This is a genomic window from [Haemophilus] ducreyi, assembly GCF_900109315.1.
Taxonomy (GTDB): Bacteria; Pseudomonadota; Gammaproteobacteria; order Enterobacterales; family Pasteurellaceae; genus Haemophilus_B; species Haemophilus_B ducreyi.
The window spans coordinates 43,419-63,821 of record NZ_FOJC01000001.1 but is presented as its reverse complement, the minus strand read 5'-3'; the positions used below and the strand labels follow the sequence as shown (position 1 = coordinate 63,821).

Sequence of the window (20,403 nt, the reverse complement as noted above, 5' to 3'; positions counted from 1 at the left end):
GTTAGTCGCGACAAGCAGTATCAAGCTCAGCAAAAGATTTGACTAAATCATCAATCGCTTTCATTTGTGCAACAAAGGCTTCTAACTTATCAAGAGGTAAAGCTGATGGACCATCGCATTTTGCTGTATTTGGATCTGGATGTGCTTCTAAAAATAGCCCCGCTAATCCAGTCGCTAACCCCGAACGCGCTAATTCAGTCACTTGATCACGGCGACCGCCAGAGGCAGAACCAAATGGATCTCGACATTGCAAGGCATGCGTTACATCAAAAATAACAGGACAACCATCAGAGACTTTTTTCATAATGTTAAAGCTAAGCATATCGACCACTAAATTATCATAGCCAAAATTTGTACCGCGATCACAAAGAATAATTTGCTGATTGCCACATTCTACAATTTTTTCAACAATATTCCCCATTTGCCCTGGGCTTAAAAATTGTGGTTTTTTGACATTAATTACTGCGCCTGTGCGCGCCATAGCTTCCACTAAATCTGTTTGCCGTGCTAAAAATGCAGGCAATTGAATAATATCAACCACTTCAGCAACCGGCTGACATTGATAGATTTCATGCACATCGGTGATAATATTAACGCCAAATGTTTGTTTCAATTCTTGGAAAATCTTTAAGCCTTCTTCCATACCTGGCCCACGGTATGAATGAATAGACGAACGATTTGCTTTATCAAAAGAAGCTTTAAATATATAGGGAACATTTAATTTATTTGTCACTGCTACATATTTTTCACAAACACGCATCGCCATATCACGGCTTTCTAACACATTCATTCCACCAAACAATGTAAATGGTCTATCATTTGCGATCTCTAGCTGACCAACTGTTACAGATTTATTCGCCATCTTTGTTCCTTAATTAAATAATAATGCATTAATGCACTTGGTTTTGTTTGCTTTTTTGCTCAAGTACTTTAACTTCTGATTTTAAAATAGCTGCTGAAGGATCATCTGGGCATTGATCAATAAAATAACTTAAATCGTCATAGGCCGCTTGATAACAATCCATACTCGCCAATACCATACCTCGATCTCTAATTTCATAAGGATCGTCCGGGTTTTCTGCTAGACGGTATTCAATTAAACGTAACGTTTGTTCATATTTTCCTTCTCGCGTGAGTACCATTTTAAAGACCGTTTCAACGCGCTCTAGCAATTCAGCAGGATCGGCTCGACGTAATAACTCAGGTGAAAGCTCAACGCCGTAACCAACTTCTCCTTCTAACCATTTCAACAATAATTCTAATGGCAAAAATTGTCCATCCCAAGGATTAATAAAACGAACCGTTTTTTTACCGCTACTTTCGGTTATTTCTGCTCGTAAAATAAGTTGTGTGGGGAAATTAACGGGATAAATAGGTAATTGCAATTTAGCGGCTAAATAAAGCACGATAGCACCAATAGAAAGTGGCATACCTCGATGCGAACGGATAACATGGTGTAACAATAAATTATCCGTATAAAAATATTCTTGATAATCGCAATGAAATCGCCATTCTTGATAAACTAAATCAAGTAATTGCTGGATACACTCTGCTTGATTATCCGCATTAACATAATGACGCGCTTTTTTGACCAATGCTGACAATAAGCCAATTATCTGCGGTTTGCTGATCGTTGGCTCAACTAATAAAGTCAGCCTGACTATTTCACGGTATAAGTATTGCTGTAATGCTTGTTCGTTAACAGTCAATTGCGGTCGTTCTACCTCTTTAAATAGTTGTTGAATAATATCGTCCATTATTTTGCTTTTATTACTCCCTTGGTCACACGATCCAAACCTGCATAATCTTGCCAAGATTGAATTTCGTCCCAATCATAATGTTGAAAAAACTGCTGAACGGCTGTGGCTTGCTGCCAACCGTGTTCTAAGATTAATGCACCTTTAGCTGTCAAATAAAGGGGGGCATTTTCAATAATTTTATACAAATCACTCAACCCTTGTTGCGCTGAAACTAAAGCAGAAAGTGGCTCAAATCGTACATCACCCAGCTTTAGGTTTTCATCTGTTTTATCAATATAAGGAGGATTACTTACAATCAAATCAAATTGTTGAGATTGTAACGCACTAAACCAATCACTCTGTAAAAAAGTAACTTGCTTAAAATTAAAACCCAAATGTTGGCGATTTTCTTCTGCTAAACTGACCGCTTCTGCCTTGATATCAACCGCCGTTATAACGGCCTTATCACCTAGCTCTGAAGCTAATGCTAGCGCAATGGCGCCCGTGCCAGTACCTAAATCTAATATATGCAAATTCGTTTGCTGTTCTAAGCGCTTATAAGCCCAATCAAGTGCAATTTCTACCACTCTTTCTGTATCTGGCCGCGGAATAAGCGTATGTTTAGACACTTTCAAAGGCAATGACCAAAACTCTTTTTCGCCTAAAATATAAGCGATTGGCTCACCTTTTTGCCGACGTTGCAATAATAGCGTTAATTCAGCTAATTGATCGTGAGAAAGGTGTGTTTCGCCAAAAGCAAACAGCATTGCTTTTGATTTTTTTGTGACCGCTTGTAACAATAAATTAGCATCTATTTTAGGATTAAGATAAGGATCGTGGACAAGGTTAGCTTGAAGCACCGTAGTTACATAATTCAACCATTCTGTGTAATTCATTCTTTTTTGCAAAATTTACGCTAAATTAAACCGCTTACTGAACGCTATGGCGCTCACAAGTAGTGGTAATATTGATTTTACCAAAATAAAAAAGGTGAGTAACCTCACCTTAACCATTAAGCCTGATCTGATAATGCCGCTAATTGATCCGCTTGATATTCGGTGATAATCGGTTGAATTAATTCATCAATTTTACCATTCATCACTTCATCTAAACGGTAAACCGTCAAGTTGATACGGTGATCTGTTACCCGCCCTTGAGGATAATTATAAGTACGAATCTTATCTGAACGGTCACCTGTTCCTAATAAATTACGGCGTGTATCTGCTTGTGCCATTGCTTGACGTTCTTGCTCAACTTGCACAATCCGTGACGCTAACACGGCGAGTGCTTTTGCTTTATTTTTATGTTGCGAACGTTCGTCTTGACATTCTACCACAATGCCTGTTGGCAAGTGCGTAATCCTGACCGCAGAATCGGTCGTATTAACGTGCTGACCACCTGCACCAGATGATCGATAAGTATCAATCCGTAAATCGGCAGGATTAATTTCTGGCATTTCAGATTCTGGTAATTCTGGCATTACCGCAACTGTACAAGCAGAAGTATGAATACGGCCTTGCGATTCAGTTTTAGGTACCCGTTGCACACGGTGACCACCTGATTCAAATTTAAGCTGACCATAAACGCTTTCACCAGAAATTTTTACAATAATTTCTTTATAACCGCCTTGTTCACTTTCGTTAGCGGACATTTCTTCGATCCGCCAACGTTTACTTTCTGCATAACGGCTGTACATACGATATAAATCACCCGCAAAAATACCCGCTTCATCACCGCCAGTACCGGCTCGGATTTCTAAGAAGGCGTTATATTCATCATTCGGATCTTTAGGTAACAATAAAATCTGTAAATGTTGTTCAAGGCATTCTATTTCGGCTTTATTCTGAGCAATCTCTTCTGTTGCCATTTCTTTCATATCAGGATCATCTAATAATAACTCAGCCTCTTCAATATCGCTATTGAGTTTTTTCCAACGGTTGAAGGTTGCCACTACTTCTTCTAATTGTGCATATTCTTTTGAATAAGCGCGGAATTTATCTTGATCGGCAATCACTAAAGCATCGCCTAATAATGCTTGTAATTCTTCGTGTCGTTCACTTAAACAGTCTAATTTATGAATAATAGATGCTTTCATTGTTCTCTATTGGGTTAAATGTAGATATAAAATAGTAGGGATTATAGCGGAAATTTACTTGAATTGCTTGTAGAAAATAAGCGGTCTTTTTTACAAAAATTTTGCTAAAAAAGCCGCTTACAAGCATATTATTCTACTTTATGAGCACATTCAGCCAACATATCTAGTTTTTTATCATACATAGGTAATGATGCTTTACTCATATCTATATCCATTAAGCTAAAGACTGTATGGAAAACATTATCATGAGAATAAGCTTTTGCCGCATTTTTTCGCACACACGCTAAATCAAAAGGTTTATGTTTTATCCAAGTAGGTGAAAACCATAACAACATTGGGATATGCGTTTGCTCTTCTGGTGCAAAAGCATAAGGAGTACCATGCAAATAAATACCTTTTTCACCTAATGATTCACCGTGATCAGAGAAATAATATAGGCTACTTTTCCACTCATTATGCGCTTCTAACCGCTCAATCACTTTATCAAGAAATTGATCAAGATAAACCACGCTATTGTCATAAGTATTGACTAATTCTTCTCTACTGCATTTATTAATGTTATTTGTATCACAAGTAGGTGTGAATAAACGCTCCGCTTCTGTATAACGTTCATAGTAAGTTGGTCCATGGCTACCGATCGTATGTAATACTACCACAAGATCTTGCGTTGGATTTTCAGCCAACGCTTTATCTAATTCAGGCAACATAATATTATCTTGGCATTCACCATCTACACATAATGGTGATTCTACGCCTTTAAATACATTAATTTCACCAATTCGGTCCGCTACATTCTTACTGTCACTATTATTTTGTATCCAAACGATTTTCACGCCCGCACGATTGAGAATATCAATCAAATTATCCTGATTTTTAGCGATAACTTCATCATATTGCTTACGGGTTTGCGACGAGAATAAACAAGGTACAGAAACTGCCGTAGCCGTTCCACAACTGGTTACTTCACTAAAATTAAATAGATTATCGCCTTGTGCTATTCGCGCTGCCATTTTAGGCGTAGTTTGACGTGCATAACCACTTAATCCCCAGTTTGCCGCTCGTGTTGTTTCACCAACAACAATAACACTTACGGTGCGATAGTTATCCTTTTTCAGCATTTTCACCTGTTCCGCTTGTTTGATAAACGGTTGGTTCGCTAAACGATCACGCTTAATTTTGCCGATGGTGGCCCCAACAAAATTACTTGGCACAATTAAATGCGTAAGGTATTTATGATTACGGAAAAATGAAGCATAGCTCTGATAATACTGTGAAGCAATCAAGCCAATAACTAAAGAGGCTGCAAAAATAGTGGCTAATCTGACCGCTATTTCTTTATACCATTTACGATATTTTATTTTGATATTGAGGTAAACTAACGCTGGTAAAATCCCCAAACAAAATAACCAAGCTAAATAGCTAGGTGTCAACATTCGATAACTTTCTGCCACATTTGTTTGTAACACATTATTCAGCATATTACGGTCAAAATAAACATTAAAAAATAATGAGTTATAACTAATAGCACTGCCTAATATTAATAACAGAGGGATAATAATTTTATGTACAATCGGTAATGCAAGAATATTAAGAACAATATTAAGTGCAACAAAAAGCACTAATGGCATCGTATAAATAAAATAATCAGCAGATGTCTGAGTAAACTCATAAAGCTTGAAACTTTCACGAAAAAACGGAATGTTAAGCACAGCTGTAAGATAGAAAGAAACAATAGCAACTAATTGAGTAGAGGAAAGCTGCCAAGTTGAACATTTAAATTTCATAAAATTCCTTTGTATAAAAACATAAGCAATAATGCCTATCAAGCTATTAAGGATATTTTACAACCAACAAATTAGCAATAAATAAAATATATAATAGGTTAAATCATATTTATTCTGGCTAATCGTTGATTGTCAATCATTAAAAAGTACGATTTTTGATAAAAATCTACAAGATTTCCACAGGATTTTAAGGTATTATTATAGGTTCATTTTAACTTTTTTCCTTTGGAGCAAATCGTGTCTTCTCTTTGGTCTGATTGTCTTAATCACTTACAAACGAAAGTTTCACCAATTGATTACAGCACTTGGCTACGTCCTTTACAAGCAAGCTTCGCCAATGAAGAACTAACACTCTATGCTCAAAATCCATTTGTTGAAAATTGGGTAAAAGATAAATTCTTAACCGAAATTATTGATTTAGCTCGCTTTTTATCAAAAAACGAACAGCTTAAAATTACGATTCGTGTTGGAAATAAACCTACTGAACAGAATCTATCCGCTTCCTCAACCAATAAAGAAGAATTAGCTCAAGATACCATTCATAAGTTTAAAACTGGATTAAATGGCCGCCTAACATTTGATAATTTTGTACAAGGTAAGTCAAACCAACTTGCCAAAGCAGTTGCACAACAAGTTGCAGATAATCCGGGGGAAAGCCATTGCAATCCATTTTCACTTTATGGTGGCACCGGTTTAGGTAAAACACATTTACTACATGCGGTCGGTAATGAAATTCTAAAACGTAATCCACAAGCACGCGTCGTGTACATTCATTCTGAACGCTTTGTGCAAGATATGGTAAAAGCACTTAAAAGCAACACCATCGAAAATTTTAAAAAATTCTATCGTTCGTTAGATGTATTAATGATTGATGATATCCAATTTTTTGCCAAAAAAGAGGCTTCGCAAGAAGAATTTTTCCATACATTTAATTCCTTATTTGAACGAAATAAACAAATTATCCTCGCTTCGGATCATTTCCCTAAAAACATCGAAAATATTGAAGAACGAATTAAATCACGCTTAAATTGGGGCGTTAGTACCGCCATTGAGCCACCTGAGTTAGAAACACGTGTGGCAATTTTGATGAAAAAAGCCGAAGAGCGAAATGTAGAACTGCCTGAAGAAGTCGCCTTTTATCTTGGTCAAAAATTAAGAACTAACGTACGTGAATTAGAAGGTGCAATTAATCGTGTCACCGCTTGGTGTAACTTTACTAAACGACAAATTACCATTGACGCGGTACGAGAAACGTTAAAAGATTTAATCGCCTCTTATGATCACTTAGTGACGATTGAAAATATTCAGAAAATTGTAGCAGAATATTACAATATCAAAATGGCAGATTTAAAATCCAAAAGCCGTACACGCTCTATCGCAAGACCGCGCCAAATGGCGATGGCATTAGCCAAAGAATTAACTAGTCATAGTTTGCCTGAAATTGGGCGAGAATTTGGCGGTCGTGATCATACAACGGTGATGCACGCTTGCAAAACCATCAATGAATTACGTGATACTGACAACAGTATTCAAGAAGACTATACTAATTTAACTCGCAAATTATCGTCTTAGATGATAAAGGGATTATTATGCAACTTACGATTACCAGAGAACAGTTACTTAAACCTTTACAACAAGTCTGTGGCGTATTAAGCAGCCGCCCTACCTTGCCTGTCATTAATAATATTTTACTCGACATTAACGGATCTCGCTTGTCATTAACGGGCACAGACCTGGAAGTAGAATTAACAACTCAAGCCGAACTTGAACAAGCGGTTGATTTTAGTGGCAAATTTACTCTTCCAGCCAAAAAATGGCTTGATATTTGTCGCAGTTTACCTGAAAACAGCCTCATTTCTATTCAGTTTGAACAAGATCGTGCATTAATCCGAGCTGATCGTAGCAAATTTAACTTAGCGACTTTACCCGCTAGCGATTATCCAAATTTAATGGATTGGAAACCTGAAGTTGATTTTAGTATGGAACAATCAACACTTTCTCGTTTAATTGATGCCACACAATTCTCAATGGCAAATCAAGACGCTCGCTATTTCTTAAACGGTATGAAATTTGAAACAGAAGGTAATTTATTACGTACTGTAGCAACTGATGGCCACCGTTTAGCCGTATGTACTATGGCCCTCAGCCAAGAACTGACAACCCATTCAGTGATTGTCCCCCGCAAAGCCGTATTAGAATTATCACGGATATTATCTATGACGGCTGATCCTGTCCGCTTAGAAATAGGCACGAATAATTTACGAATATCAATGAATGGCGTTGTCTTTACCTCAAAATTAATTGATGGTCGTTTCCCTGATTACCGCAGAGTATTACCACGTAATGCAGATCGTATTTTAGAGGCCGAAACCGAAATGTTAAAACGTGCATTAATGCGAGCGGCTATTCTTTCTAATGAAAAATTCCACGGTGTACGTTTAGCCTTAAGTGAAAATATGTTGAAAATTACGGCTAACAATCCAGAACAAGAAGAAGCAGAAGAAATTATTGACGTGGCATACCAGAATACCGCAATGGAAATAGGCTTTAATGTAAGCTATTTATTAGACGTATTAAATACGCTGAAATGTGAACGCGTACGTTTTAACTTAGTCGATGCAAGCTCAAGCTGTTTAATTGAAGATTGTGAGAACAGTACAGCAGAATATGTCATTATGCCAATGCGCTTATAATTTTTATAGTGGCTTTCTTTAAACGACTGAAAGCCACAAACAAAAATCCTTTAAATATTATATGCCCTTATCTCGTTTACTCATCAATAATTTCCGCAATCTACAAGCCATTGATCTTGAGCTAAGCCCCGATTTTAATTTTATTGTCGGCCACAATGGAAGTGGCAAGACTAGCTTATTAGAAGCTATTTTTTACCTAGGCCACGGCCGTTCTTTTAAAAGCCATATCAGCAATAGAATTATCCATCATCATGCGGAAAATTTTGTCTTACACAGTAAAATTGATGAAACGCAACATCAATGGTCTGTTGGCTTACAAAAAAATCGTGCCGGCGATACATTACTAAAAATTAATGGTGAAGATGGCAAGAAAATAGCTGATTTAGCGCATTTGTTACCTATGCAAGTTATTACACCTGAAGGATTAACCTTATTAAATGGTGGGCCTAGCTATCGCAGAGCATTTTTAGATTGGGGGCTATTTCACCAACATCTTGAATTTTATAGCTATTGGGCAAATTTAAAACGAATACTGAAACAACGTAATGCCGCATTACCACAGGTGAAATTTTACTCAGAATTAAAGGCCTGGGATATTGAATTAGTGCGTTTAGCTCATTTAGTAACAAAAATGCGAACCGAATATGCTGAAGCATTACGTCCAGAAATCGAGAAAACTTGCCACTTTTTCTTACCTGAACTACCAATTCGTGTAAGTTTTCATCAAGGTTGGGAAAATGGGGCTGATTATGCTGATGTGTTAAGGCAAGGTTTTGAGCGTGATCAGAATATTGGCTATACTATGGTAGGCCCACAAAAAGCTGATTTCCGTTTTAAAGCAAATGGCTTACCGGTTGAAGATGTATTATCACGAGGGCAATTAAAATTATTAATGTGTGCTTTACGTTTAGCACAAGGAGAATACTTAGTTACCCAAAAAAAACGTCAATGTTTATTCTTAATTGATGATTTCGCCTCAGAGCTTGATCCAACGAAGCGCGAATTACTTGCACATCGTTTACGTGAAACCGGTTCACAAGTATTTGTGACTGCAATCACTGCTAAACAACTTAATCAAATGCATTGGCAAGAATATGCGCAAGACAAATTATTTCACCTTAAAGAGGGTAAATTAAAAACATAAAAGGGACGCTCAACGCCCCTTTTTCGTTATGGCAAATCAATTATTTAATTACACCGCATGCCATACGAGGACCCCCACCGCCAAGTGGTGCTGGGTGATCTAAGTGGTTATCACCACCTGCGTGAATCATTAAAGAGTGGCCTTTAACTTCTGCTAATTTTTTAAGGCGTGGTGCCAATACAGGCGTTGTTGCTGAACCATCATGCATCACAAATAATGCCGGTAAATCGCCCATGTGTGCATCATCTGACCAAGGATAGCCATGTTTCTTAGTCTGCTTTGGATCCCAATGGCCACCAGAACCTAAACCTGCTACTAATTTACCGTCTTTTTCTTTTGGTTCACAGCTTGGTTTTTCGTGAATATGGAAGCCATGTAATCCGTGGGCTAAATCGTGTAATTTTGGTGTAAATACTAAACCATATGCAGATTCAGTAATTTCTACTGTACCAACATCTTTATTACCATTTTGTGGATCTAATTGCTGCACTGGCACTACAATTTTTTCCATTGACATCATATCTTTAGACATTGTATCCATCTTGGTATCATGATTATGCATATGATCGCCATGTGCTAAAGCCACTGATGAAAAACTAAATAAGCCAAGTGAGAATAACGCGACGTTCGTTAATTTCATTTTATCTCCTTATTAAATAAAGCCATGATTAGCTAGCATTATTTTACTGATAACGATCGATTTATGCAAAGATTTACTTTCGACCAGAAATGTATTTGCATTTTCATATAAAATCCTGTATTTATCAGCCCTATTTGCAACAGCGAAAATTAGAACGTAATCTATTCATCTTCATATTAGGAGCAACACAAATGCAAAATGTTGGTTTTATTGGTTGGCGTGGTATGGTAGGCTCAGTTTTAATGGATCGTATGGTCCAAGAAAACGACTTTGCAAACATTAATCCCATTTTTTTCACGACCTCACAAGTCGGTCAAAAAGCGCCTTATTTAGCTGATAAAGAAACAGGCGACTTAAAAAATGCGTTTGATATTGAAGAACTTAAAAAGTTAGACATTATCGTCACGTGCCAAGGTGGTGATTACACCACTGAAGTTTACCCTAAATTACGTGCAACGGGTTGGAATGGCTATTGGATTGATGCCGCATCAACACTACGTATGCAAGATGATGCAGTTATTGTATTAGACCCTGTTAACCAACAAGTTATTACAGAAAATCTAAAAAAAGGAATAAAAACTTTTGTTGGTGGTAACTGTACTGTTAGCTTAATGCTAATGGCAATTGGCGGTTTATTCGAAAAAGGCTTAGTGGAATGGGTCTCTGTTGCAACCTATCAAGCAGCCTCAGGGGCCGGTGCACGGAATATGCGTGAATTACTAACACAAATGGGGATTCTAGAAAAAACTGTTCAAACGACGTTAGCAGATCCCGCCACGTGTATTTTAGCAATTGAACGGAAAGTAACAGACATAATGCGTGATGATAGCTTTCCTATTGAGCATTTTGGAGCACCATTAGCAGGCAGTCTAATTCCTTGGATTGATAAATTATTACCAGAAACGGGGCAAACTAGAGAAGAATGGAAAGGCTACGCCGAAACAAATAAAATTCTTGGCTTAACGAATAAACCTATTGCAGTAGATGGCTTATGTGTACGAATTGGTGCTTTACGTTGTCACAGCCAAGCATTTACCATCAAACTCAAAAAAGATTTACCATTAGCTGAAATTGAGCAAATCATTGCTCAACATAATGAATGGGTAAAAGTGATTCCAAATGATAAAGAAGCCACACTACGTGAATTAACGCCAACCAAAGTGACAGGCACATTAGCTATTCCTGTAGGGCGGCTACGTAAATTAGCAATGGGGCCTGAATATTTATCCGCATTTACGGTTGGCGATCAATTATTGTGGGGAGCAGCAGAACCTATTCGCCGGATGTTAGTACAATTAACCAATAATTAATATTATTTAAGCGATCGATTTTTTAATACATTTAGCATATTTTAATAAAAATCGACCGCTTTGTTGATTGATAATTCGCTATAATGCTTATAACTTTCTGAATGAGGTTACCTATGTCAAAAGACTCTCCGCTTATCGCACTTGTTGCTGGTGAAATTTCTGGTGATATTTTAGGCGCTGGGCTGATCAACGCGCTAAAAATTCATTACCCAAATGCACGTTTTATTGGCGTAGCCGGTCCTCAAATGATTCAAGCGGGCTGTCAAACATTGTTTGATATGGAAGAGCTGGCGGTGATGGGGTTGGCTGAAGTGGTCAAACATTTACCGCGTTTACTCAAACGCCGTAAACAAGTGATTCAAACAATGCTTCAGCAACAACCTGATATATTTATTGGCATTGACTCACCTGACTTCAATTTAACAATTGAACAAAAATTGAAAGCAAAGGGCATCACAACAATTCACTATGTGAGCCCTTCAGTATGGGCATGGCGTCATAATCGCATACATAAAATTAAACGTGCCACAAATTTAGTCCTGGCCTTTTTGCCATTCGAAAAAGCCTTTTACGATCGTTTTAATTTTGCTTGTCGTTTTATTGGTCATACTATGGCAGATGCAATTGCTCTGAAACCTAACCGTACTGAGGCGTGCCAAATATTAAATATTGATGAAAACCAACGTTACTTAGCGATTCTAGCCGGCAGTCGTGCTAGTGAAGTAGACTTTTTAGCTGAACCATTCTTAAAAGCGGCGCTCCTACTAAAACAGAAATATCCTGATCTACAATGCTTAGTACCATTAGTCAATCAACAACGTATCCAACAATTTGAGCAAATCAAAGCGAGAGTAGCGCCTTCCTTACCGGTCAAAATCCTAAAGGGTAATGCTCGCCAAGCGATGATTGCGGCAGATGCTACGTTATTAGCTTCTGGCACAGCTGCACTGGAAGCGATGTTATGTAAATCTCCGATGGTCGTCGGTTATAAGCTAAAACCAACGAGCTATTGGTTAGCAAAACGTTTGATCAAAACAAAATATATTTCATTACCCAATTTATTAGCTGATGATATGTTAGTGCCTGAATTGATCCAAGATGAATGTAACCCTGAAAATTTAGCTTGGTATCTGGGTAATTATTTAGCAGATGATATCGACAATAAAAAGCAACAAAATGAATTAAAACAACGCTTCACCGATTTACATAAAATGATTCAATGTGATGCAGATTCAAAAGCAGCTCAAGCGGTTATTGATCTATTAGCAAACAGCGATGAGCAATAACGTAACCAATCTATTTAATAAGGAAAATGAATCAATGTGGAAAGAAATATTACTTAATTACGGTATTTTTTTATTGGAGTTACTCACTATATTTGGCATTATTGCAATGGTGATTATAATGCTAGCCGATCGTAAAAACGCCGCCTCAGGCGCCATCGCTATTACCAACTTAACGGAAAAATATAAAGAACAACAAGAAGCGCTAGCTAATTTTTTATTAAGCGAAGAAGCACAAAAACAGAGTGAGCGAAAAGCTAAGAAATTAGCTAAACAAAAAGTGAAAGAAGAAAAAAGGCGCTTAAAAGCTGGTGAAGAAAAACTTGCCGATGCAGAAAAAGCGCGCTTATTTGTCTTGAAATTTAATGGTGATCTACATGCAAGCGCCGTACAGTCGTTACATAAAGAAGTAAGTGCAATTATTAGTGTAGCAAGACCACAAGATGAAGTATTGTTACAATTAGAAAGCCCCGGCGGTGTTGTGCATGGTTATGGTTTAGCCGCGTCACAACTACAACGATTACGCGATCACCATATTCCATTAACAGTAACCGTCGATAAAGTCGCGGCAAGCGGTGGTTATATGATGGCATGTGTTGCAAATAAAATTGTCGCCGCGCCTTTTGCTATTCTAGGTTCTGTTGGTGTAGTTGCTCAAGTGCCCAATATCCATCGCTTCCTCAAAAAACACGAGATTGATGTAGATGTGATGACCGCAGGCGAATATAAACGGACAGTAACCTTAGCCGGTGAAAATACTGAAAAAGGTAAACAAAAATTCCAACAAGAGTTAGAAGAAACACATCAATTATTTAAACAATTTGTGGCAAATAACCGTCCTCAGCTTGAAATTGAAAAAGTAGCCACAGGCGAACATTGGTTTGGCCAACAAGCATTAACGTTAAATCTGATCGATGAAATTGCAACCAGTGATGATTTAATCTTAAATGCCGTCAAAGACAAAGAAGTCATTAAACTAGCCTTTAAACAAAAGAAAAAGTTAGCACAACGTTTAGGCTCACAAATGGAACAATCACTCGAAAACCTCATTGCTAAGCTATTACATAAAAACCGATCCAATATGCTTTAGTATGCGAAAAACAAAGGCGGTAATTAACCGCCTTTTTTAAGGTTAATACCACCGCTATTTTGCGCTTATGCTAACCCTAAATCAGCTAATTTAGCTACCTCTTCTTTTAATAACATAATGGCTGGTTTATCAAAGAAATATTGTGTACCGCAACATTCGCATTGCATATCAATTACTCCCTTTTTCTCTGCTAACATTTCCTCAATTTCTGCCATTGGCAATAATAACATTGCCTGACCAGAACGTTCTCGTGAACAGCCACATTTGAATGCGGTCGTTTGTGCAGGATAAACTTCAACTTGTTCTTGATGGAATAAACGATAGAGCAATGCTTCTGCGGTTAAGCCAAATAATTCTTCGTCTTTCACCGTTTCTGCTAGTGTCATCAGATGTTCAAAATCTGCGGGAGTACCTGTACCATCGGGCATTATTTGTAATAGCATACCCGCCGCAACCGCTTGGCCAGCATATTCGCCCACTCGAATAATTAGATGTGTTTGTAGTTGTTCAGAACGAATAAAATAATCTTCTAAACATTCACGAATGGTTGGTTTATCTAATTGGATTACACCTTGATAACGTTCGCCTTCCGTCGGTATAATTGAGATCACGAGTACACCATTCCCTACCATTTCAGCTAAGCTAGCTTGGTCGTCAATCTCTGCTTGAACACGGGCTAAAGCACGTAACTGTTGTTTTTCGTTGCCATTTACTACCGCTAGTTTCAATGGTCCATCACCTTGAATTTGAACGGTAATATTCCCTTCAAATTTCATAATAGCGGTCAATAAACTGGTTGCGACCAGCATTTCACCCAATAAATGTTGTACAGCTTTAGGATATTGATGGGTATTTAATGTTTGACTAAATGTTTCATTCAGCCTGACCCATTCACCTCGTACTGCTCTATGTTGGAATAAATAGCGGTATAATTTATCGTTATCTTGGATATGTTGCATAATTGTTCCTAATCATAAATCGCGAACAGCGGGCTTATTTATCACTTTTTAGGTTAATTTGACCGCTTATGTCTATTCGCTTACTAAAATATCTTGTTTAAATTTAACTAATGCGCGCCGTTCTTTCTTATTAGGCCGGCGGTCTGGGTGTGGCATTGATAATGCATTAGCACGGCGAGCGATCGCAAGTGCTTGTCGTTGTTGTATACTCTTGTCTGTTTCTTGATATAACGCTTGTGCTTCTAAAGCCGATCGTCGCTGATCACTCAGTGCCAACACGACAACCTCTTTTTCTTCATCAGCTTGACGTAATTTGATCCGTGCACCGACTTGCACTATCTTACTGGTTTTTGCCCGCTGGCCATTATAATGCACTTTACCGCCATCAATCATACTTTTCGCAAGCGAACGTGTTTTATAAAAGCGCGCAGCCCAAAGCCATTTATCTAGCCGAATAGTGTCTGCCAATGTTTGTGCTGTATTGTCCTTCATCTTTTCACTCATTTTATAATAGTTAACGTTGCATTTGTCACACTTTCAGCTAATATTCATCATAATTTGAACAAATTTTAGCATAAAATATGCTATCTTGTTGTCATACAGAAAATTTCTATGTCTAAACCAACATTACCACACATTCTTGACGTTAAAACTATTGCAAAAACACGCATTTTTGAGGTTCAATCTGTCGATTTACGCTTCTCAAATGGTGAAGAGCGTGTTTATGAGCGTTTAACCCCTAATCGCCGAGCTTCTATATTAGTCATTCCTATTCAAGATAATCAATTAATTTTTATTAAAGAATATGCAGTAGCAAGCGAACGCTATGAATTGAGTTTTCCTAAGGGGATCGTTGACGCAAATGAACAACCGATCGAAAGTGCAAATCGTGAATTGCAAGAAGAAATAGGTTTAGCCGCCAATCGGCTTGATTTTCTCCGTTCACTTTATAGCGGGCCTAGCCATATGTTTAGCTTAATGCACGTATTCGTTGCGCAAGACTTATACGAATCAAAATTAATCGGAGATGAGCCTGAACCACTTAGTATCGTACGCTATCCTTTAACTGAAATTGATACGCTATTAGCAGATTCTAATTTTGCTGAAGCCCGTAATTTAGCCGCATTATTTATGTTGCGTGAATTTTTAAATCAATAAAAACGAATACATTATGCTTATACTCAATTCTTCTCTACTGAATGCAGTAAAAGATATTGCTCATCAGGCAGGTGAACACCTTAAACGGTTTTATGCACATTCCGTTGAAATAAAAATTAAAGCAAATAACACACCTGTAACGGAAGCGGATCTTTTTCTCAGTCAATTTATTATCCAGCAACTTCAACAATTAACGCCCACGATTCCTGTGTTATCGGAAGAAAATTGTGTCATTCCATTAACAGAACGGGCAAATTGGCAAGAATATTGGATTATTGACCCACTTGATGGTACCCAACAATTTATCAATCGAATCGAACCGATCAATTTTCCATTGCGATTAGCTTAGTACAACATAATCAGCCTGTAATCGGCATTATTTATGCGCCCATATTAGCTAAAACTTATTTTGCAATGCGAACAAGCGGTGCTTTTTTGCAAGAAAATGGCATAATTCGCCCGCTTACTCCTCACAAAATTATGGCCAATAATGAGCGCTTACGCATCGCAATGGGAGCAACCAATAGGACAACAGTAGCCCAATGCCTACAACAACCTTTACAAGCAGATATTTTTCAATATGGCTCGAGTAGCTTAAAAGCCGGTTTAGTCGCAGAAGGCAAAGCCGACTGTTACATTAGATTAGGCGATACTGGTGAATGGGATACTGCCGCCGCTGAAGTGCTATTAAATGAAATCGGTGGCAAGATTTTTGATCTTAATTTTCAACCGCTCAGCTATAATCAGCGACAACATTTTATTAACCTGCATTTTGTAATGGTGGCAGACAAACAGGCTGACTGGCAAAAAATCTTTCAATTCAATGAGTGACATCTATATGCAACCGCTATTAAAATGTTGCATATTAGTTAAAATTTTCATTCCAATCGAGAATCAAAATGAATATAGAAAATAGTTGTATCGTAATTTTTGGTGCATCAGGGGATTTAACATTCCGTAAACTTATCCCAGCACTATATAATCTTTTTAAAGTAGGTCGGTTAGGCGAACATTTTTCTGTTTTAGGTGTTTCACGCTCAGACTTAACTCACGATTCTTTTAGACAAAAAATGCGTGAAGCATTAATCAAATATGAACAAGCAAGTGGGCAGTTTTTAGATGATTTTTGCAATCACTTATATTATCAAGCAATCAACACCGCTGATCCGGACGATTATGCCAAACTGTTACCTTGTTTAGATGAATTACACAATAAATACGGTAGCTGTGGTAACACTTTATATTACCTTTCAACACCGCCTAGTTTATACGGCATTATCCCTGAATGCTTGGCGGCTCACGGCTTAACCACTGAAGAATATGGTTGGAAACGGATTATCATCGAAAAACCATTTGGTTACGATATTAAAACAGCCAAACAACTCGATGAGAAAATACATCACTATTTCGAAGAACATCAAATTTACCGAATCGATCATTATCTTGGTAAAGAAACCGTGCAAAATTTATTAGTACTCCGTTTCTCAAACGGTTTATTTGAACCACTTTGGAATCGTAATTTTATTGAATATGTAGAAATTACCGGTGCAGAATCATTAGGTGTTGAAGATCGTGGTGGTTATTATGATGGCTCCGGTGCAATGCGTGATATGTTCCAAAACCATTTACTACAAGTATTAGCAATGGTTGCCATGGAGCCACCGGCCATTATTAATGCCAACTCAATGCGTAACGAAGTAGCAAAAGTCTTATATAGCTTACGTCCATTAAGCACTGAAGACGTCAAAAATAATGTGGTACTTGGTCAATATACCACCGGTGAAATTGATGACTTAGTTGTACCGGGTTATACTGAAGAAAATGGCGTTCCCAACGATTCAAATACAGAAACTTATTTAGCCGTAAAATGCGAAATTGATAACTGGCGTTGGGCAGGCGTGCCATTTTATGTGCGAACAGGTAAGCGTTTGCCTACTCGGGTAACTGAAATCGTAATCCACTTCAAAACGACTCCACATCCAGTCTTTAGCCAAAATGCGCCTGAAAATAAATTAATTATTCGGGTACAACCTGATGAAGGTATTTCTATGCGATTTGGTTTGAAAAAACCCGGTGCTGGTTTTGAGGCGAAGGAAGTCTCTATGGATTTTCGCTATTCTGATTTAAGCTCTGCTTCAAGTTTATTAACCGCTTATGAACGGTTACTATTAGATGCATTAAAAGGAGATGCGACACTATTTGCCCGAACCGATGCCGTACATGCCTGTTGGCATTTCGTACAGCCGATTCTAGACTATAAGGCAGAACGTGGCAGAGTGTATGAATATGAAGCTGGCAGTTGGGGGCCTAAAGAAGCCGATAAACTGATTGCACGCAATGGCAAAGTATGGCGTAAACCGTCTGGAATGATGAAGAAAAAAATATAGTTAACACAAGAAGATAGCTGCAATAATCACTATTTTCTGTCTAATTAAGGAATATTATGCATTACCTTATTTTCCCAACGGCACAATGTGCCGTTGAAAAAATAGCGCAAGAGTTTATTTTATATAGTCAATTAAATCGCCCTGTACATATTTCATTATCGGGCGGCAGCACACCAAAGTTACTCTTCAAAACCTTGGCTCAAATACCTTATATCAACCAAATTAACTGGCAAAACTTGCATTTTTGGTGGGGTGATGATCGAATGGTGCCGGCAACCGATCCTGAGAGTAATTATGGCGAAGTACAAAAATTACTATTTGATCATATTCAAATTCCACCAACCAATATTCATCGTATTCGAGGTGAACAACCTCCTGAAACTGAACTGGCAAGATTTAGTCAAGAATTAAATGAATGCCTGCCTAATTTAACTTTTGATTGGATCATCTTAGGTATGGGAAATGATGGCCATACCGCTTCGCTATTCCCCTATCAAACAGAGTTTGCTGATCAGCATCTTGCAATTATCGCAAAACACCCCGTAACCGGACAATTACGTATTTCAAAAACAGCCAAGCTAATTGAACAAGCGGCGCGTATTACTTATTTAGTTACTGGTCAATCCAAAGCCACTATATTGAAAGAGATCCATGACTTACCGGCAACACAATTAGCTTATCCTGCGGCGCATATCCGCGCAAAAAACGGGATAACCGAGTGGTACTTAGATCAAAAAGCGGCTGAATTATTCCGTTAATTTGCATTTAAATAAACCTAGTATGAAAGATGAAAAATTGCGCAAAAACTTAAGGCATACCATTGATATTAGCCCAATGAGCAAATATCAATGGGCAATTGTACTAATGGCCACCATTATGAATTTCTTAGATGGTTTTGATGTACTGGCAATTGCTTTCACTGCCAGTGCGATTTCACAAGATTTTGCATTAACCAAAACTGAGTTTGGGGTGCTTGTCAGTGTTGGGCTGATGGGAATGACAATGGGTTCATTAGTGTTAGCCCCTTTGGCAGACAAAATAGGTTATCGCTTGATGCTATTAATTGCTGTAACATTTTCAGCGATCGGAATGGCGATTTCTGCCATTTCACAGAGTTATGAAATGCTTGGTTTTTCACGAGTTATTACTGGCTTAGGTGTGGGGGAGATTTTAGTCGGCACCAATGTGATGACAAGTGAGTATTCCTCCGCTAAATGGCGTATTAGCGATTAGTATTTGTTCAGCAGGCTTTGGTATTGGTGCAATGAGTGGCGGTATTTTAGCGGCAACGTTACAAATAGAATATGGTTGGCAGTCTATTTATGCTATTGGTGCAATTCTAGCCGTGTTAAGTGGATTAATGTTATTCTTTTATTTGCCTGAATCGATCGGCTATTTAACCGCAAAACAACCGGCTAATGCATTACATCGTTTAAATCAAATCACTAATAAATTAGGTTTGGTTGGTGTATGGCAATTAACCGATAAAAACAATAATCCGCCCGCTAAATTGCCGATTTCTTTATTATTTAGCAAGCAATATTTACGCGCAACATTAGTATTATGGAGTGCTTTTTTTGCAATTATGTTCAGCTTTTATTTTATCAATTCTTGGACACCAGCACTATTAAAAGAAGCGGGTATGTCTATGCAAGCAAGCGTTAATATTGGACTTATGATTTCTTTAGGCGGTGCTTTTGGATCATTATTATACGGTTTAATTGCTAGCCGTTCGGCGGCTAAAAGCGTCTTAATGTTATTTAGTGTACTATCTGCTATTGCTATTATTCTTTTCACATATTATGCAAATCATTTATCAATCGCAATGATCATCGGTATTATTGTTGGCGTATTCGTCAATGGCTGTGTTAGTGGTTTATATGCTATCACGCCCATGACTTATGCTGCTAATATTCGTAGCACAGGAGTAGGCTGTGCAATAAGCGCTGGACGTATTGGCTCTATTTTAGCACCAACTATTGCCGGTATTTTATTAGATGGCGGTTTAGCAAAACAAGATTTATATCTTTGCGTTGCGGCGATTATGTTAGTTGCCACTTTTATTCTAGTATTTAAAAAACCACATATCGATGCAGTGGCTTAATTGATCGGAACCACCGC

17 protein-coding genes and 2 pseudogenes are annotated in these 20,403 nt (G+C 37.8%); 11 read left to right on the top strand and 8 right to left on the bottom strand.

Annotation, left to right across the window (positions count from 1 at the left end; all coding sequences use genetic code 11):
• Position 1 precedes the first annotated feature (1 nt).
• The 5 genes from kdsA to BMX01_RS00290 all read right to left on the bottom strand — a co-directional run bounded on the left by kdsA (position 2) and on the right by BMX01_RS00290 (position 5,618).
• Positions 2 to 862, bottom strand: coding sequence for a 3-deoxy-8-phosphooctulonate synthase (gene kdsA, locus BMX01_RS00310; protein ID WP_064082060.1), 861 nt, complete (start codon positions 860 to 862; stop codon positions 2 to 4).
• 28 nt (positions 863 to 890) lie between these two features.
• Complete coding sequence (locus tag BMX01_RS00305; protein WP_064082061.1) at positions 891 to 1,757, bottom strand: SirB1 family protein; 867 nt, start codon at positions 1,755 to 1,757, stop codon at positions 891 to 893.
• Complete coding sequence (prmC, locus tag BMX01_RS00300; protein WP_064082062.1) at positions 1,757 to 2,635, bottom strand: peptide chain release factor N(5)-glutamine methyltransferase; 879 nt, start codon at positions 2,633 to 2,635, stop codon at positions 1,757 to 1,759. The genes BMX01_RS00305 and prmC overlap by 1 nt, the downstream gene beginning before the upstream one ends.
• Positions 2,636 to 2,751: 116 nt before the next feature.
• Positions 2,752 to 3,834, bottom strand: a complete 1,083-nt coding sequence (gene prfA / locus BMX01_RS00295) for a peptide chain release factor 1 (protein ID WP_064082063.1) — start codon at positions 3,832 to 3,834, stop codon at positions 2,752 to 2,754.
• A gap of 128 nt (positions 3,835 to 3,962) precedes the next feature.
• Positions 3,963 to 5,618 carry a phosphoethanolamine transferase gene (locus BMX01_RS00290; protein WP_064083341.1) on the bottom strand — a complete coding sequence of 552 codons (1,656 nt, stop codon included), beginning with the start codon at positions 5,616 to 5,618 and terminating at the stop codon, positions 3,963 to 3,965.
• 225 nt (positions 5,619 to 5,843) lie between these two features.
• Between BMX01_RS00290 and dnaA the strand changes: the two genes are divergently transcribed.
• The 3 genes from dnaA (at position 5,844) to recF (ending at position 9,455) form a co-directional block, all read left to right on the top strand.
• On the top strand, positions 5,844 to 7,190 hold the full coding sequence (dnaA, locus tag BMX01_RS00285) for a chromosomal replication initiator protein DnaA (protein ID WP_196757908.1): 1,347 nt from the start codon (positions 5,844 to 5,846) through the stop codon (positions 7,188 to 7,190).
• Between the two features lie 17 nt (positions 7,191 to 7,207).
• Entirely contained in the window at positions 7,208 to 8,311 is a 1,104-nt protein-coding gene (dnaN, locus tag BMX01_RS00280; protein ID WP_010944791.1) for a DNA polymerase III subunit beta, read from the top strand.
• Positions 8,312 to 8,372: 61 nt separating this feature from the next.
• The gene (recF, locus tag BMX01_RS00275) at positions 8,373 to 9,455 is read left to right on the top strand and encodes a DNA replication/repair protein RecF (protein WP_064082066.1); all 1,083 of its coding nucleotides are present in this window, start codon (positions 8,373 to 8,375) and stop codon (positions 9,453 to 9,455) included.
• Positions 9,456 to 9,495: 40 nt separating this feature from the next.
• On the opposite strand, the gene sodC is transcribed toward recF, so the two are convergent.
• Positions 9,496 to 10,095 carry a superoxide dismutase family protein gene (gene sodC / locus BMX01_RS00270; RefSeq protein WP_064082067.1) on the bottom strand — a complete coding sequence of 200 codons (600 nt, stop codon included), beginning with the start codon at positions 10,093 to 10,095 and terminating at the stop codon, positions 9,496 to 9,498.
• 191 nt (positions 10,096 to 10,286) lie between these two features.
• On the opposite strand from sodC, the gene asd reads away from it, so the two are divergent.
• From asd to sohB, 3 genes are all read left to right on the top strand, one after another.
• Positions 10,287 to 11,405, top strand: coding sequence for an aspartate-semialdehyde dehydrogenase (asd, locus tag BMX01_RS00265; protein ID WP_064082068.1), 1,119 nt, complete (start codon positions 10,287 to 10,289; stop codon positions 11,403 to 11,405).
• A 113-nt stretch (positions 11,406 to 11,518) separates the two neighbouring features.
• Positions 11,519 to 12,691, top strand: a complete 1,173-nt coding sequence (gene lpxB / locus BMX01_RS00260; RefSeq protein WP_064082069.1) for a lipid-A-disaccharide synthase — start codon at positions 11,519 to 11,521, stop codon at positions 12,689 to 12,691.
• A 34-nt stretch (positions 12,692 to 12,725) separates the two neighbouring features.
• Complete coding sequence (sohB, locus tag BMX01_RS00255) at positions 12,726 to 13,778, top strand: protease SohB (protein WP_064083009.1); 1,053 nt, start codon at positions 12,726 to 12,728, stop codon at positions 13,776 to 13,778.
• A gap of 65 nt (positions 13,779 to 13,843) precedes the next feature.
• Here the strand turns inward: sohB and hslO are convergent, their stop codons facing one another.
• Positions 13,844 to 14,737, bottom strand: a complete 894-nt coding sequence (gene hslO / locus BMX01_RS00250; RefSeq protein ID WP_064082070.1) for an Hsp33 family molecular chaperone HslO — start codon at positions 14,735 to 14,737, stop codon at positions 13,844 to 13,846.
• Positions 14,738 to 14,809: 72 nt separating this feature from the next.
• Positions 14,810 to 15,229 carry a ribosome-associated heat shock protein Hsp15 gene (gene hslR / locus BMX01_RS00245; RefSeq protein WP_064082071.1) on the bottom strand — a complete coding sequence of 140 codons (420 nt, stop codon included), beginning with the start codon at positions 15,227 to 15,229 and terminating at the stop codon, positions 14,810 to 14,812.
• Positions 15,230 to 15,349: 120 nt separating this feature from the next.
• On the opposite strand from hslR, the gene nudE reads away from it, so the two are divergent.
• The 5 genes and pseudogenes from nudE (at position 15,350) to BMX01_RS00220 (ending at position 20,386) form a co-directional block, all read left to right on the top strand.
• On the top strand, positions 15,350 to 15,895 hold the full coding sequence (gene nudE, locus BMX01_RS00240) for an ADP compounds hydrolase NudE (RefSeq protein ID WP_064082072.1): 546 nt from the start codon (positions 15,350 to 15,352) through the stop codon (positions 15,893 to 15,895).
• 13 nt (positions 15,896 to 15,908) lie between these two features.
• Positions 15,909 to 16,726, top strand: a pseudogene (gene cysQ / locus BMX01_RS00235) (3'(2'),5'-bisphosphate nucleotidase CysQ).
• A 68-nt stretch (positions 16,727 to 16,794) separates the two neighbouring features.
• Entirely contained in the window at positions 16,795 to 18,282 is a 1,488-nt protein-coding gene (gene zwf, locus BMX01_RS00230) for a glucose-6-phosphate dehydrogenase (protein ID WP_064082073.1), read from the top strand.
• A 56-nt stretch (positions 18,283 to 18,338) separates the two neighbouring features.
• A complete protein-coding gene (pgl, locus tag BMX01_RS00225; protein ID WP_064082074.1) occupies positions 18,339 to 19,040 on the top strand; it encodes a 6-phosphogluconolactonase in 702 nt (233 codons plus the stop codon).
• Positions 19,041 to 19,062: 22 nt separating this feature from the next.
• A pseudogene (locus BMX01_RS00220) lies at positions 19,063 to 20,386 on the top strand (MFS transporter).
• Positions 20,387 to 20,403 lie beyond the last annotated feature (17 nt).

What these genes read in the sequence shown, in the direction of transcription:
- BMX01_RS00305 (WP_064082061.1), bottom strand. Translation starts at nt 1,757, where the DNA reads ATGGACGATATTATTCAACAACTATTTAAAGAGGTAGAACGACCGCAA.
- sodC (WP_064082067.1), bottom strand. Translation starts at nt 10,095, where the DNA reads ATGAAATTAACGAACGTCGCGTTATTCTCACTTGGCTTATTTAGTTTT.
- zwf (WP_064082073.1), top strand. Translation starts at nt 16,795, where the DNA reads ATGAATATAGAAAATAGTTGTATCGTAATTTTTGGTGCATCAGGGGAT.
- hslR (WP_064082071.1), bottom strand. Translation starts at nt 15,229, where the DNA reads ATGAAGGACAATACAGCACAAACATTGGCAGACACTATTCGGCTAGAT.
- pgl (WP_064082074.1), top strand. Translation starts at nt 18,339, where the DNA reads ATGCATTACCTTATTTTCCCAACGGCACAATGTGCCGTTGAAAAAATA.
- nudE (WP_064082072.1), top strand. Translation starts at nt 15,350, where the DNA reads ATGTCTAAACCAACATTACCACACATTCTTGACGTTAAAACTATTGCA.
- lpxB (WP_064082069.1), top strand. Translation starts at nt 11,519, where the DNA reads ATGTCAAAAGACTCTCCGCTTATCGCACTTGTTGCTGGTGAAATTTCT.
- kdsA (WP_064082060.1), bottom strand. Translation starts at nt 862, where the DNA reads ATGGCGAATAAATCTGTAACAGTTGGTCAGCTAGAGATCGCAAATGAT.
- BMX01_RS00290 (WP_064083341.1), bottom strand. Translation starts at nt 5,618, where the DNA reads ATGAAATTTAAATGTTCAACTTGGCAGCTTTCCTCTACTCAATTAGTT.
- recF (WP_064082066.1), top strand. Translation starts at nt 8,373, where the DNA reads ATGCCCTTATCTCGTTTACTCATCAATAATTTCCGCAATCTACAAGCC.
- asd (WP_064082068.1), top strand. Translation starts at nt 10,287, where the DNA reads ATGCAAAATGTTGGTTTTATTGGTTGGCGTGGTATGGTAGGCTCAGTT.
- hslO (WP_064082070.1), bottom strand. Translation starts at nt 14,737, where the DNA reads ATGCAACATATCCAAGATAACGATAAATTATACCGCTATTTATTCCAA.
- sohB (WP_064083009.1), top strand. Translation starts at nt 12,726, where the DNA reads ATGTGGAAAGAAATATTACTTAATTACGGTATTTTTTTATTGGAGTTA.
- prfA (WP_064082063.1), bottom strand. Translation starts at nt 3,834, where the DNA reads ATGAAAGCATCTATTATTCATAAATTAGACTGTTTAAGTGAACGACAC.
- dnaN (WP_010944791.1), top strand. Translation starts at nt 7,208, where the DNA reads ATGCAACTTACGATTACCAGAGAACAGTTACTTAAACCTTTACAACAA.
- prmC (WP_064082062.1), bottom strand. Translation starts at nt 2,635, where the DNA reads ATGAATTACACAGAATGGTTGAATTATGTAACTACGGTGCTTCAAGCT.